This is a genomic window from Leclercia sp. UBA1284 (assembly GCF_002308415.1).
GTDB classification, from domain to species: Bacteria; Pseudomonadota; Gammaproteobacteria; order Enterobacterales; family Enterobacteriaceae; genus Enterobacter; species Enterobacter pneumoniae.
On sequence record NZ_DBUS01000005.1, the window covers coordinates 229365 to 242279 of the forward strand.

12 protein-coding genes are annotated in these 12915 nt (G+C 52.2%); 1 reads left to right on the top strand and 11 read right to left on the bottom strand.

Going from position 1 to position 12915, the window contains the following annotated elements:
- Positions 1 to 128 precede the first annotated feature (128 nt).
- A complete protein-coding gene (locus B3511_RS03110) occupies positions 129 to 2228 on the top strand; it encodes a right-handed parallel beta-helix repeat-containing protein (RefSeq protein WP_286776537.1) in 2100 nt (699 codons plus the stop codon).
- A gap of 303 nt (positions 2229 to 2531) precedes the next feature.
- Here B3511_RS03110 and B3511_RS03115 read toward each other — a convergent pair whose 3' ends face one another.
- The 11 genes from B3511_RS03115 to mnmG form a co-directional block, all read right to left on the bottom strand.
- Positions 2532 to 2951, bottom strand: coding sequence for a F0F1 ATP synthase subunit epsilon (locus B3511_RS03115; RefSeq protein ID WP_040077708.1), 420 nt, complete (start codon positions 2949 to 2951; stop codon positions 2532 to 2534).
- Between the two features lie 20 nt (positions 2952 to 2971).
- On the bottom strand, positions 2972 to 4354 hold the full coding sequence (atpD, locus tag B3511_RS03120; RefSeq protein ID WP_040077707.1) for a F0F1 ATP synthase subunit beta: 1383 nt from the start codon (positions 4352 to 4354) through the stop codon (positions 2972 to 2974).
- Positions 4355 to 4380: 26 nt separating this feature from the next.
- A complete protein-coding gene (gene atpG, locus B3511_RS03125) occupies positions 4381 to 5244 on the bottom strand; it encodes a F0F1 ATP synthase subunit gamma (protein ID WP_040077706.1) in 864 nt (287 codons plus the stop codon).
- A 50-nt stretch (positions 5245 to 5294) separates the two neighbouring features.
- Complete coding sequence (atpA, locus tag B3511_RS03130; RefSeq protein ID WP_040077705.1) at positions 5295 to 6836, bottom strand: F0F1 ATP synthase subunit alpha; 1542 nt, start codon at positions 6834 to 6836, stop codon at positions 5295 to 5297.
- A gap of 12 nt (positions 6837 to 6848) precedes the next feature.
- Entirely contained in the window at positions 6849 to 7382 is a 534-nt protein-coding gene (gene atpH / locus B3511_RS03135) for a F0F1 ATP synthase subunit delta (RefSeq protein WP_040077704.1), read from the bottom strand.
- Between the two features lie 14 nt (positions 7383 to 7396).
- Entirely contained in the window at positions 7397 to 7867 is a 471-nt protein-coding gene (gene atpF, locus B3511_RS03140) for a F0F1 ATP synthase subunit B (protein WP_040077703.1), read from the bottom strand.
- Positions 7868 to 7922: 55 nt separating this feature from the next.
- On the bottom strand, positions 7923 to 8162 hold the full coding sequence (gene atpE, locus B3511_RS03145) for a F0F1 ATP synthase subunit C (protein ID WP_000429386.1): 240 nt from the start codon (positions 8160 to 8162) through the stop codon (positions 7923 to 7925).
- Between the two features lie 50 nt (positions 8163 to 8212).
- The gene (gene atpB / locus B3511_RS03150; RefSeq protein ID WP_040077702.1) at positions 8213 to 9028 is read right to left on the bottom strand and encodes a F0F1 ATP synthase subunit A; all 816 of its coding nucleotides are present in this window, start codon (positions 9026 to 9028) and stop codon (positions 8213 to 8215) included.
- Positions 9029 to 9036: 8 nt separating this feature from the next.
- On the bottom strand, positions 9037 to 9417 hold the full coding sequence (atpI, locus tag B3511_RS03155; protein ID WP_040077701.1) for a F0F1 ATP synthase subunit I: 381 nt from the start codon (positions 9415 to 9417) through the stop codon (positions 9037 to 9039).
- 614 nt (positions 9418 to 10031) lie between these two features.
- The gene (rsmG, locus tag B3511_RS03160; RefSeq protein ID WP_040077700.1) at positions 10032 to 10655 is read right to left on the bottom strand and encodes a 16S rRNA (guanine(527)-N(7))-methyltransferase RsmG; all 624 of its coding nucleotides are present in this window, start codon (positions 10653 to 10655) and stop codon (positions 10032 to 10034) included.
- 102 nt (positions 10656 to 10757) lie between these two features.
- Positions 10758 to 12647 (bottom strand): tRNA uridine-5-carboxymethylaminomethyl(34) synthesis enzyme MnmG, encoded by a 1890-nt coding sequence (gene mnmG, locus B3511_RS03165; protein WP_286777515.1) that lies wholly within the window; start codon positions 12645 to 12647, stop codon positions 10758 to 10760.
- Between the last annotated feature and the right edge of the window lie 268 nt (positions 12648 to 12915).

The following is a 12915-nucleotide window of genomic DNA, read 5'->3' on the forward strand; positions in this document are numbered from 1 at the left end:
CGCCGCAAAAATAAAGATCGGTCAAAAACAAAACATCGTTTTAATTATCCAATAATGTGACAAAGAAAAAAGAAACGGCGTTTCATCCTGATGATAATGGCGCTCAATTATCACTCAGGAGAATAAAAATGAATTATAAATTACCTCTGGCCTTAATGATCTGCAGCGCCTGTGCTGTTAACGCGGCGGAGCAGCCGCAGGTCTGGCGAGCAATTGCGTTCGGCCAGTCCACAGACGTCAATTTCTCCTCGAATGTTTTGCCGGAAAAGGTGGGCGTTAATGATGTCACTATCGATGGTAAAATTCTCGAGCCAGAGGATGCCGCTGATCTGACTAAACCCGTTGTGATTGAGAGCCGGGGCGGCAAAATTGCCAATTCCCATGATGGACTCACCTTTTTCTACACTGAGCTTCCCACCAGCGAAAACTTTACTCTGCAGGCGACGGTGAGAGTTGATCAGTTTGGGCCGGAGAATGGCGCAAAACCCGCCGCGCAGGAGGGTGCTGGCCTGCTGGTGCGTGATGTTATTGGTGTGCCCCGCCAGCAACCGCTGAAAGAGGGCTATGAAGAATTTCCGGCCGCCTCGAACCTGGTCATGAATGCCATTATGACGCAGGATAAAAAAGATCATCATCGGATAAAGCTTCAGGCAATCACCCGCGAGGGGATCTCGCAGCCCTGGGGAAATGCCGGTGCGGCCATTGTGAAACAGAGCTATAAAGAGGAGGTCGATCTCAACCAGACGCCAGAGTTTCGCCTGAAGCTACAACGTACTAACGACGGCTTTATCACCGCCTGGTCACCTGTCGGTAGCGACGAATGGGTGAGTAAAAGTGTTCCGCGCGCAGACCTGATCTCGGTACAGAATCAGGACCACTATTACGTCGGCTTTTTTGCCTCGCGTAATGCCAAAATTACCGTATCCAATGCCTCGCTGACCACTTCCGCTGCGCATAGCGTCGCCAGTAAGCCCTGGCAGGCCAAAGCGCAACCGGTAGTCGTGCAGATCCATTCGGCCAGCAAAAGCGCACAAGAGCCCTATCAGGTGCAGGCCCGAGCCAACTATGACGGTGTCTTTACCCTGCGCCAGAACGAAGTGGTGATCGGTAACGAAAAACCGGTTAAAGCCGGAGAGATGTACTCCGCGCCAGCGACCCTAAAAGAGAATAACCTATTCAGCCTCACCTTCACCCCCACCCGCGGCGAAGCTGTAGAGCAGCGCTTCTCCGTTGAGAAGGTCACCGGCATCGAGGCTTCACATCTCTATGTCGCACCGGAGGGCAAAGCTGACGGGAAGGGAACGCTCGCCTCGCCAATGGATTTAGCCACCGCCATCAGCCTGCTCGCCCCTGGCGGCAAGATTACGCTTGCTGCGGGTGACTACCCCCGTAGTGAAATTCCACTCTCCGCCAGCGGCAGCGCTGAGCAGGTGAAGACGCTCGAGGCGGAGGGTAAAGCCGTTCTGCACGGGCTGCTGGTGGATGCCAGCTACTGGCATATCAAAGGGATTGATGTTACCGCTAAAAGCCTGCGCATACAGGGTAGCCACAACCTGATTGAAGGGGTCACGGCATACCGTAACGACGACACCGGCATTCAAATCTCTTCCCCGGAAAAGATTGGCCGTCCGCTTTGGGCCAGCTATAACCGGGTCGTCAACGCGGAATCTTTTGCCAATGAAGATCCGGGCAAAATCAATGCTGATGGCTTTGCCGTGAAAATGCGGGTCGGAGAGGGGAACCGCCTGGAAAACTGCTATTCCCACGACAATATCGACGACGGCTTTGACCTGTTTAATAAAATCGAAGACGGGGCTAATGGCGTTGTGGTGATCGAGAATTCAATTGCCCGCAATAACACCAGCAATGGCTTTAAGCTCGGCGGGGAAGGGCAGCCGGTGGCACACGAGATTCATAACAGTAAAGCGGAAGGGAATCATCTGGATGGATTTACCGATAACTTCAACCCGGGCCAGTTAGTGGTAGAGAATAACCTGGCCGTTGATAACCACCGATTCAACTTTATCTTCCGCCCAAGTCCTTACGGCGATGCGTCAACACAGGGAGTATTCAAAGGTAACAAGTCAGTGCGCACACAGCCGGGGCAGTATGACGATGCAGTGGTGGGTAATATCGATGAGACGAACTATTTTATTGAAAAAGGAAAAAGCGTGAACAGCGTGGGTGAGGCGCTGCCAGATGGCGCATCGCTTATCACACAACGGTAAGCGCAGCGCCACTCGGCATTCAGCAGATTAGTGGTTGAACGTACCGAAAGAGACGTTCATGTTGCTGAAGAGAGCGATGATTTTGTTGATCAGTTTCATGATGGCATCCTGAATTATTGAGGTTTATTTTGTGACACGCTTCACAAAAAAGGAGTCTACGCCTCATTTTTTAACCGATCAACATTTTTGTGATGTAAATCACAAAATAATAAAACGACATTTCAGTTTCATTTTTACCGAAACGAAACTATAAAAAAAAGCCAGCCTGGATTCCAGACTGGCTTTTCACTTTTCAAGCCGGTGTTACATCGCTTTTTTGGTCAACTCGATAACACGCAGTTTCGCGATCGCTTTGGCCAGCTCCGCAGATGCCTGTGCGTAATCCACGTCACCATGAGAGCTCTTAATGTGCTCTTCCGCTTTACGTTTCGATTCCAGAGCTCGCGCTTCGTCGAGATCCTGGCCACGAATAGCGGTATCAGCCAGAACGGTCACGCTACCAGGCTGCACTTCAAGAATGCCGCCGGACAGATAGATAAACTCTTCATGACCGAACTGTTTAACGATGCGGATCATACCAGGCTTAATGGCGGTGAGCAGCGGTGCGTGACCCGGGAAAATACCCAGTTCACCTTCACTGCCCGTTACCTGGATTTTCTCGACCAGACCAGAGAACATTTGTTGCTCTGCGCTGACGACGTCCAGGTGGTAAGTCATTGCCATATCACCCTCCGATTAAGGCGTTAAAGTTTTTTGGCTTTTTCCACGGCTTCGTCGATGGAACCAACCATGTAGAACGCCTGCTCCGGCAGGTGATCGTATTCGCCTTCCATGATGCCTTTAAAGCCACGGATGGTATCTTTCAGCGGAACGTATTTACCCGGAGAACCGGTGAATACTTCTGCTACGAAGAACGGCTGGGACAGGAAGCGCTGGATCTTACGCGCACGTGCTACCACCAGTTTGTCTTCTTCAGACAGTTCATCCATACCGAGGATGGCGATGATGTCTTTCAGTTCCTGGTAACGCTGCAGCAGGGACTGTACGCCACGCGCGGTGTCGTAGTGTTCCTGGCCAACAACCAGTGGATCCAGCTGACGGCTGGTGGAGTCCAGCGGGTCAACGGCCGGGTAGATACCCAGAGACGCGATCTGACGGCTCAGTACCACGGTTGCATCTAAGTGCGCAAAGGTGGTGGCTGGGGATGGGTCAGTCAAGTCATCCGCTGGTACGTATACCGCCTGAACGGAGGTAATAGAACCGGTTTTGGTAGAAGTGATACGTTCCTGCAGAACACCCATCTCTTCCGCCAGGGTTGGCTGGTAGCCTACCGCTGATGGCATACGACCCAGCAGTGCAGATACTTCAGTACCGGCCAGGGTGTAACGGTAGATGTTGTCTACGAACAGCAGAACGTCACGACCTTCGTCACGGAACTTCTCAGCCATGGTCAGGCCGGTCAGCGCAACGCGCAGACGGTTTCCTGGTGGCTCGTTCATCTGGCCATAAACCAGGGATACTTTGTCCAGAACGTTGGAGTCGGTCATTTCGTGGTAGAAGTCGTTACCCTCACGAGTACGCTCACCTACACCCGCGAACACGGAGTAACCGGAGTGTTCGATCGCGATGTTACGGATCAGCTCCATCATGTTTACGGTTTTACCTACACCCGCACCACCGAACAGACCAACTTTACCGCCCTTCGCAAACGGACACATCAGGTCGATAACTTTGATACCGGTTTCCAGCAGTTCCTGAGAGCTGGACAGCTCTTCGTAGGAAGGTGCTGCGCGGTGGATAGCCCAACGCTCTTCTTCACCGATGTCGCCTTTCATGTCGATTGGTTGACCCAATACGTTCATGATACGACCCAGTGTAGCTTTACCTACCGGGACTTCGATCGGGTGCTCAAGGTCTTTCACTTCCAGACCACGACGCAGACCGTCAGAAGAACCCATGGCGATGGTACGTACGATACCGCCGCCGAGCTGCTGCTGAACTTCCAGCACCAGGCTCTCGTTACCATTCTGAACCTCAAGAGCATCGTACACGCGCGGTACGGCATCCTGAGGGAATTCGACGTCAACTACGGCGCCGATTACCTGGACAATTTTTCCAGTAGCCATCTTGAATCCTCTACGAATTAACCTGGTTATACCGCGGATGCACCACCGACGATCTCGGTGAGTTCCTGAGTAATGCTGGCCTGACGAGCTTTGTTGTAAACCAACTGCAGCTCTTTAATCAGGCTGCCGCCATTGTCGGTAGCGGCTTTCATCGCCACCATACGTGCGGCCTGCTCGCTGGCCAGGTTTTCTACCACGCCCTGATAAACCTGTGATTCAACGTAACGACGCAGCAGGGTATCCAGCAGCGGTTTCGGATCCGGTTCGTACAGGTAATCCCAGGCTTTTTGTTTCAACTCGTCATCTTCTGATGCCGGCAAAGGCAGCAGCTGCGTGAGGGTTGGAACCTGAGACATGGTGTTAATAAATTTGTTATTTACGATGTACAGTCTGTCCAGACGGCCTTCATCGTAGGCCTGCAGCATCACTTTTACCGGACCGATCAGTTCGGACAGGGACGGGTTATCACCCATACCGGTCACCTGAGCGACAATATTGCCACCCACGGAATTAAAGAAAGACACACCTTTGGAGCCGATCATCGCGATATCGCTCTGAACGCCTTTTTCGGTCCATGCTTTCATATCCGCCAGCAGTTTTTTGAACAGGTTGATGTTCAAGCCACCACACAAACCACGGTCGGTAGACACCACCAGGTAGCCCACGCGCTTAACGTCGCGTTCTTCCAGGTAAGGGTGCTTATATTCCAGATTCCCGTTTGCAAGGTGACCAATCACTTTGCGCATGGTATCTGCATAAGGACGGCTGGCCGCCATGCGATCCTGCGATTTACGCATTTTGGAAGCGGCGACCATCTCCATCGCTTTAGTGATCTTCTGCGTGTTCTGGACGCTTGCGATCTTACTACGTATCTCTTTTGCGCCGGCCATGAGCTTCTCCTCAATGCCTTGCGGTCTGCCCTAAGACAGACCGCCAGACGTTACCAGGACTGGGTTGCTTTGAAGGAATCGAGCAGGCTTTTCAGCTTGCCTTCGATTTCGTCGTTATAGCCACCGGACTGGTTGATCTCTTGCATCAGCGGAGCGTGGTCACGGTCAGCGAAAGCCAGCAGAGCGGCTTCGAAGCTACCGATTTTCGCCAGTTCTACATCCGCCAGATAACCACGTTCTGCTGCGAACAGTACCAGGCCCTGCTGTGCAACTGACATCGGGGCATACTGTTTCTGTTTCAGCAGTTCGGTCACTTTCTGACCGTGGTCAAGCTGTTTACGGGTTGCATCGTCAAGGTCAGATGCAAACTGGGAGAACGCTGCAAGTTCACGATACTGTGCCAGCGCGGTACGGATACCACCGGACAGTTTCTTGATGATCTTGGTCTGAGCTGCACCACCTACACGGGATACGGAGATACCCGGGTTAACTGCCGGACGAATACCGGAGTTAAACAGGTTGGTTTCCAGGAAGATCTGACCATCGGTAATGGAAATTACGTTGGTCGGAACGAACGCAGAAACGTCACCCGCCTGGGTTTCGATAATCGGCAGAGCGGTCAGGGAGCCGGTTTGACCTTTCACTTCACCTTTAGTGAAGTTCTCAACGTATTCCGCGTTAACGCGGGATGCGCGCTCCAGCAGACGGGAGTGGAGGTAAAACACGTCGCCCGGGAATGCTTCACGTCCTGGTGGACGACGGAGCAGCAGGGAAACCTGACGGTAAGCAACAGCCTGTTTAGACAGGTCATCGTATACGATCAGCGCATCTTCACCGCGGTCACGGAAGTATTCGCCCATTGCGCAACCGGCGTATGGTGCCAGGTATTGCAGTGCTGCGGATTCTGACGCGGTTGCAACAACAACGATGGTGTTAGCCAGCGCACCGTGCTCTTCCAGCTTACGCACCACGTTAGAGATGGTGGAAGCTTTCTGACCGATAGCGACGTACACACATTTGATGCCGGAATCGCGCTGGTTGATGATGGCGTCGATAGCCATCGCGGTTTTACCGGTCTGACGGTCGCCGATGATCAGTTCACGCTGACCACGACCGATTGGGATCATGGCATCAACGGATTTGTAACCCGTCTGAACAGGCTGATCAACAGACTGACGATCGATAACGCCCGGAGCGATAACTTCGATTGGCGAGAAGCCATCGTTATCAACCGGACCTTTACCGTCGATTGGCGCACCCAGGGTGTTTACAACGCGACCCAGCATGCCACGGCCAACCGGCACTTCCAGAATACGGCCAGTACACTTAACCTTCATGCCTTCGGCGAGGTCAGCGTATGGACCCATCACAACTGCACCTACGGAGTCGCGCTCCAGGTTCAGTGCGATTGCGTAACGGTTACCCGGCAGGGAAATCATCTCACCCTGCATACAATCGGCCAGGCCGTGAATGCGGATAACACCGTCACTTACAGAAACAATAGTACCTTCGTTATGAGCTTCGCTCACAACATTGAACTGAGCAATGCGCTGCTTGATCAGTTCGCTGATTTCGGTGGAATTCAGTTGCATGCTCCAGTCCCCTTAAGACTGCAAGACGTCTGCAAGGCGCTCAAGACGGCCGCGTACGCTACCATCAATGACCATATCACCCGCACGGATGATTACGCCTGCCATTACAGACTTATCGATTTTGCAATTCAGCTTAACTTTGCGTGACAGACGTTTTTCCATCGCGGCAGTGATTTTCGCAAGCTGTTCTTCACTCAGTTCGTTCGCCGAGGTGACTTCAACTTCGGCGGTGGCTTCACTGAGGGCACGTAAGTGCACAAACTGCTCGAGAACATCCGGGAGCACACGCAGACGACCGTTTTCAGCCATAACCTTAATCAGGTTCTGGCCATTGTCATCCAGCTGCTCACCACAGACGGCGATGAACGACGCGGCGAGGGTTTCTGGTGCCATAGCCCCGGAAAGCATCTCTGCCATTTGTTCGTTTTTCGTTACCTCGGCGGCAAACGCCAGCATGTTCTGCCAGCGATCGACATTTTGGTGTTCGACAGCAAAGTCAAAAGCTGCTTTGGCGTAGGGGCGAGCTACCGTAACAAATTCAGACATCAGCCCCTCCCTCCTTACAGTTCAGCGACAAGTTTATCCACGATGTCGCTATTAGCAGCTTCATCCACGGAACGTTCGATGATCTTCTCGGCGCCAGCAACAGCCAGAATCGCAACCTGCTTACGCAGTTCTTCGCGAGCACGTTTACGCTCGGCTTCAATTTCAGCCTGCGCTTGCGTCACGATTTTAGTGCGTTCCTGTTCTGCTTCAGCTTTTGCTTCGTCCAGGATCTGAGAACGACGTTTGTTCGCCTGCTCGATGATTACCTGGGCTTCCGCTTTCGCTTTTTTCAGCTGGTCGGTCGCGTTGGCCTGTGCAAGGTCCAAATCTTTCTTAGCGCGTTCTGCAGAAGCCAGACCGTCAGCAATTTCTTTCTGACGTTTTTCGATGGCAGCCATTAAAGGCGGCCATACATACTTCATGCAGAACCAGACAAAGATAACAAACGCGATGGCCTGGCCGAGGATTGTTGCGTTCATGTTCACAGCACAATACCTCTTTAAATTTACAACTGTGGCTTAGGGTGTTTAATACTGCTTACTACGCGACAGCAAACATCACGTACAGACCCAGACCTACAGCGATCATCGGGATAGCATCCACCAGACCCATAACGATAAAGAACTGAGTACGCAGCAGAGGAATCAGATCCGGCTGACGCGCTGCGCCTTCCAGGAATTTACCCCCGAGGATGCCGATACCGATCGCAGCACCGATCGCCGCCAGACCCATCATCACAGCGGCAGCCATGTACAGCAGATCCATATTCAGGTTTTCCATGACAGTCTCCAGTTTGTTTCAGTTAAAACGTAGTAGTGTTGGTAAAAAAATCAGTGCTCTTCAGACGCCATCGACAGATAGACGATCGTCAGAACCATGAAGATAAAGGCTTGCAGCGTAATAATCAGGATGTGGAAAATGGCCCATGGCACATTCAGAACCCACTGTGACCACCACGGCAGAAGACCCGCGATCAGAATGAAAATCAGCTCACCCGCATACATGTTGCCGAACAGTCGCAGACCGAGAGAGATCGGTTTGGACAGCAGGCTAACGCCTTCCAGAATCAAGTTGATTGGAATGAACGCCCAGTGGTTGAACGGCTGCAGGGTAAGCTCTTTCACGAAGCCGCCTACACCTTTCATTTTGATGCTGTAGAAAAGAATCAGGATGAACACGCCCAGCGCCATAGACAGGGTGATGTTCACGTCAGCAGACGGAACCACACGCAGGGCTGGCAGGCCGAAGATGTGCTCGCCGATAAACGGCAGCAGGTCGATCGGCAGCAGGTCCATCAGGTTCATCAGGAAGACCCACACAAAGACGGTCAGTGCCAGCGGAGCAATAACCTTGCTCTTACCGTGGTACATGTCTTTGACGCTGCCATGGACGAAGCCAATGATCATTTCGATGAAAGTCTGGAATTTCCCGGGAACACCGCTGGTCGCGCGTTTCGCTACGCCACGGAAAATGGCCAGGAACAACAGACCCAGTACCACCGAGAAGAACATGGAGTCGATATTAATCGTCCAGAAGGTGGCCGGGGGGTTATGCGGATCCACCAGCGAGAATGTACGCAGGTCGATCTGAAGGTTGTTCAGATGGTGACCTATGTAATCCTGCGGCGTCATATTTTCTGAAGCCATGATGCCTTTTACCCTTTGTTATTGATTACAGCTGGCGCCAGAATTTGTACCACCAGCACCAAAACCCACGTCACTATCAGCGGCAGAAATACCACTTTAAAAACAGCCAGCGCCACCACCAGGAGGGCAAAGGTCAGCAACACCTTACACACTTCGCCCAGAGCGAAGGACCAGGCCATGCGGCCTTTGGCAGGTGTATGCGCCTGATGACGCCAGGCAAAAATCATAAACAGCATGTTTGGCAGAACCACCGCCAAACCTCCGCTTAACGCAGAGATGCCCCAGAAGGGGTCTTTAAGGCTGAACAGCAATCCACTTGCTATCACGGCCAGAAACTGAATGAACAGAAGCTTACGAGCAACGTTTCGACTCAAGAGCGACACAGACATCACGTATTTACTCCTGCTCCCTTCGAGGTATGCCGCGTGTCGTATAAAACGTTCTTTGAGGCTCAGAGTCAAGCATCAAAAAGCGGACAAATTATACGGTGCGGCCCCGTGATTTCAAACAATAAGTAGCGAAAAGGTGAATAAATGTTTAAATATTTTTCCCCAGCGCTATTTATTAACTTTTCCACAAACAGCCTGTGCGGATACAAAACTGCAAACAGCACGCAAACGTTGGTGATAAAGCGTGCACGGGATCACAAAATATACATTTACGATAAGGTCGTTTAAATCAAACAATTAAAACGCTTTAATTCATCTTTCTGAAAATAAAGGCGAATTTACCCAACTATTTTTAAAACAGGCCAGTACACAATAAAAACCTTTTATTGACATTCTTAATAAATATTTAACATTAAGCGTAGTGACCTTTTTTGACTTTTAGCCTGCTGATACTTTCGCTGTTGATTATATTTTTGGTTAACTACATGCCATAGTTAACGGCAAGAAAATCCACGGTAACAGCAAGGTTAAATTAAGGCAGACCTGTTATCGAATGACGCCTGCCTTTTTAACACCCAAAGAACAGCACAAATTCCACATTTTTTATTAATATTTTAAATATTGTTTGGCTTAATTATCACCAAATGACGCTCTCCGGTGAGCTGCGGTACCTTTAATTTCACACTCTTCTCGACAGCGTATTTCGACGGCAACAGCGCAATCTCCTCTTCCGGCATCACCCCTTTCAGCGCATAAAAACGCCCCTGCTCGCCCGGCAAGTGATGACACCAGCTCACCATATCATTCAGGGAAGCAAAGGCACGGCTGATCACCCCATCGAACGGCGGCTCGGCCGGAAACTCCTCTACCCTGCTCTGTACAGGAGTAATGTTTTCCAGCTTCAGCTCATGCTGCACCTGTTTGAGGAAGCGCACGCGCTTGCCAAGGCTATCCAGCAACGTGAACTGGCACTCAGGGCGCACAATGGATAATGGAATGCCAGGCAGACCCGGACCGGTACCGACATCGATAAAACGCGCCCCTTCCAGATGGGGAGCCACCACGATACTGTCGAGGATATGACGTACCAGCATCTCGTTGGGGTCGCGTACGGAGGTCAGGTTGTACGCTTTGTTCCATTTGTTCAGCATGTCGACATAGGCCACCAGCTGATTTTTCTGGTGATCGGTGAGCGAAATACCTGCTTCATCCAGCAGACGAGAGAGTTTGTTAAGCACGGTGAATACCTGTTGAGATGCAGTCAGAGGGAGGCCAGCTCCCTCTGCTGTAAAGTTCGATCCGCCCGGTAAGCGTAGCCTTACCGGGCAATTTTACAAATCTTAAGCACTGCGGCGCAGCATACCCTGTTTTTTCAGCCAGACCAGCAGAATTGAGATCGCAGCCGGCGTCACGCCAGAGATACGCGATGCCTGACCGATTGAGACCGGCTTGTGATCGTTCAGCTTGGCGATCACTTCGTTGGAAAGACCAGTAACCTGGCGGTAATCCAGGACGGCAGGCAGCAAGGTGTTTTCGTTGCGCTGCTGTTTTTCAATCTCATCCTGCTGGCGAGCGATATAGCCTTCGTATTTCACCTGAATTTCGACCTGCTCGGCCGCTTCGGCATCTGACAGGCCCGGTGCGAACGGCGTCATCTGCATCAGCTGTGTGTAAGTCATCTCTGGACGACGCAGCAGATCTTCTGCGCTGGCTTCTCTGGAGAGCGGCGCAGTTAAGTGAGCGTTCACTTCAGCAGCTGAGTCAGAGAGCGGATTCACCCAGGTCGACTTCAGGCGCTGACGTTCGGTTTCGATGCGCTCCAGTTTCTCGTTGAAGCGCGCCCAGCGTTCGTCATCCACCAGTCCCAGTTCACGGCCCATTTCGGTCAGACGCAGGTCAGCGTTGTCTTCACGCAGCATCAGGCGGTATTCCGCTCGGGAGGTAAACATGCGGTACGGCTCTTTGGTCCCGAGCGTACAGAGATCGTCCACCAGCACGCCAAGGTATGCCTGATCGCGACGCGGAGCCCAGCCCTCTTTTTCGGCGGAGAAGCGGGCTGCGTTGAGACCGGCCAGTAACCCCTGAGCGGCAGCCTCTTCGTAACCGGTGGTCCCATTGATCTGGCCGGCAAAGAACAGCCCCTCGATGTATTTGCTCTCGAGGGTAGGTTTCAGGTCGCGCGGATCGAAGAAATCGTACTCAATGGCGTAGCCAGGACGCACAATCTTCGCGTTTTCCATGCCCTGCATGGAGCGCACAATCTGCATCTGTACATCGAACGGCAGGCTGGTGGAGATACCGTTCGGGTAAATTTCGTTGGAGGTCAGCCCTTCCGGTTCGAGGAAGATCTGGTGTTGGTTACGATCGGCGAAGCGCATGACCTTGTCTTCGATCGACGGGCAGTAGCGCGGGCCGATCCCTTCGATCACACCGGCATACATCGGGCTACGATCAAGGTTATTACGGATCACGTCGTGGGTTTTTTCATTGGTGTGCGTGATATAGCACGGCACCTGCTGCGGGTGTTGAGCCGCATTGCCCATGAACGAGAAGACCGGCATCGGGTTATCACCATGCTGTTGCGCCAGTACGCTGAAATCGATGGTACGAGCGTCAATACGCGGCGGTGTCCCCGTTTTCAGGCGATTAACGCGCAGCGGCAGCTCACGCAGACGGCGCGACAACGAAATGGACGGCGGATCGCCAGCACGGCCACCGCTGTAGTTATCCATTCCAATATGAATTTTGCCATCCAGGAAAGTGCCCACTGTCAGTACCACGGATTTCGCGCGGAATTTCAGCCCCATCTGGGTTACGGCACCGACGACACGATCGTTTTCCACAATCAGATCCTCAACCGCCTGCTGGAAGATCATCAGGTTCGGTTGATTCTCCAGCGCGGTGCGTACCGCCTGACGGTAGAGCACGCGGTCTGCCTGAGCACGGGTCGCACGGACGGCTGGGCCTTTGCTTGCGTTTAGTATCCTAAACTGAATGCCGGCCTGATCGATCGCTTTTGCCATCAGGCCGCCAAGCGCATCCACTTCTTTTACCAGGTGTCCTTTCCCAATGCCGCCAATCGCCGGATTGCAGGACATCTGTCCCAGCGTGTCGATATTGTGAGTCAAAAGCAGGGTCTGTTGACCCATTCGCGCTGCGGCCATCGCGGCCTCAGTGCCTGCATGACCCCCGCCAATGATGATGACGTCAAAAGGATCCTGATAAAACATGGTGGTCTGCCTCGCATAAAGCGGTTTGAAAATGGATTGAAGCCCGGGCCGAGGATTCTACTCAACTTTAGTCTTTCGAGAAAGCACTGGGATCCTGGACTATTAAAAAGAAGATCTCTTTCTTTAGAGATCTGTTCTATTGTGATCTCTTATTAGGATCGCCGGATCTTGTGGATAAGCCGGATCTCACAAATAAGATCATGCGGTTAGAGAGGATCGTTTGCTGTGAATGATCGGTGATCCTACGACGTATAAGCTGGGATCAGAT

What these genes read in the sequence shown, in the direction of transcription:
- mnmG (WP_286777515.1), bottom strand. Translation starts at nt 12,647, where the DNA reads ATGTTTTATCAGGATCCTTTTGACGTCATCATCATTGGCGGGGGTCAT.
- atpD (WP_040077707.1), bottom strand. Translation starts at nt 4,354, where the DNA reads ATGGCTACTGGAAAAATTGTCCAGGTAATCGGCGCCGTAGTTGACGTC.
- B3511_RS03110 (WP_286776537.1), top strand. Translation starts at nt 129, where the DNA reads ATGAATTATAAATTACCTCTGGCCTTAATGATCTGCAGCGCCTGTGCT.
- atpH (WP_040077704.1), bottom strand. Translation starts at nt 7,382, where the DNA reads ATGTCTGAATTTGTTACGGTAGCTCGCCCCTACGCCAAAGCAGCTTTT.
- B3511_RS03115 (WP_040077708.1), bottom strand. Translation starts at nt 2,951, where the DNA reads ATGGCAATGACTTACCACCTGGACGTCGTCAGCGCAGAGCAACAAATG.
- atpB (WP_040077702.1), bottom strand. Translation starts at nt 9,028, where the DNA reads ATGGCTTCAGAAAATATGACGCCGCAGGATTACATAGGTCACCATCTG.
- atpI (WP_040077701.1), bottom strand. Translation starts at nt 9,417, where the DNA reads ATGTCTGTGTCGCTCTTGAGTCGAAACGTTGCTCGTAAGCTTCTGTTC.
- atpG (WP_040077706.1), bottom strand. Translation starts at nt 5,244, where the DNA reads ATGGCCGGCGCAAAAGAGATACGTAGTAAGATCGCAAGCGTCCAGAAC.
- atpE (WP_000429386.1), bottom strand. Translation starts at nt 8,162, where the DNA reads ATGGAAAACCTGAATATGGATCTGCTGTACATGGCTGCCGCTGTGATG.
- atpA (WP_040077705.1), bottom strand. Translation starts at nt 6,836, where the DNA reads ATGCAACTGAATTCCACCGAAATCAGCGAACTGATCAAGCAGCGCATT.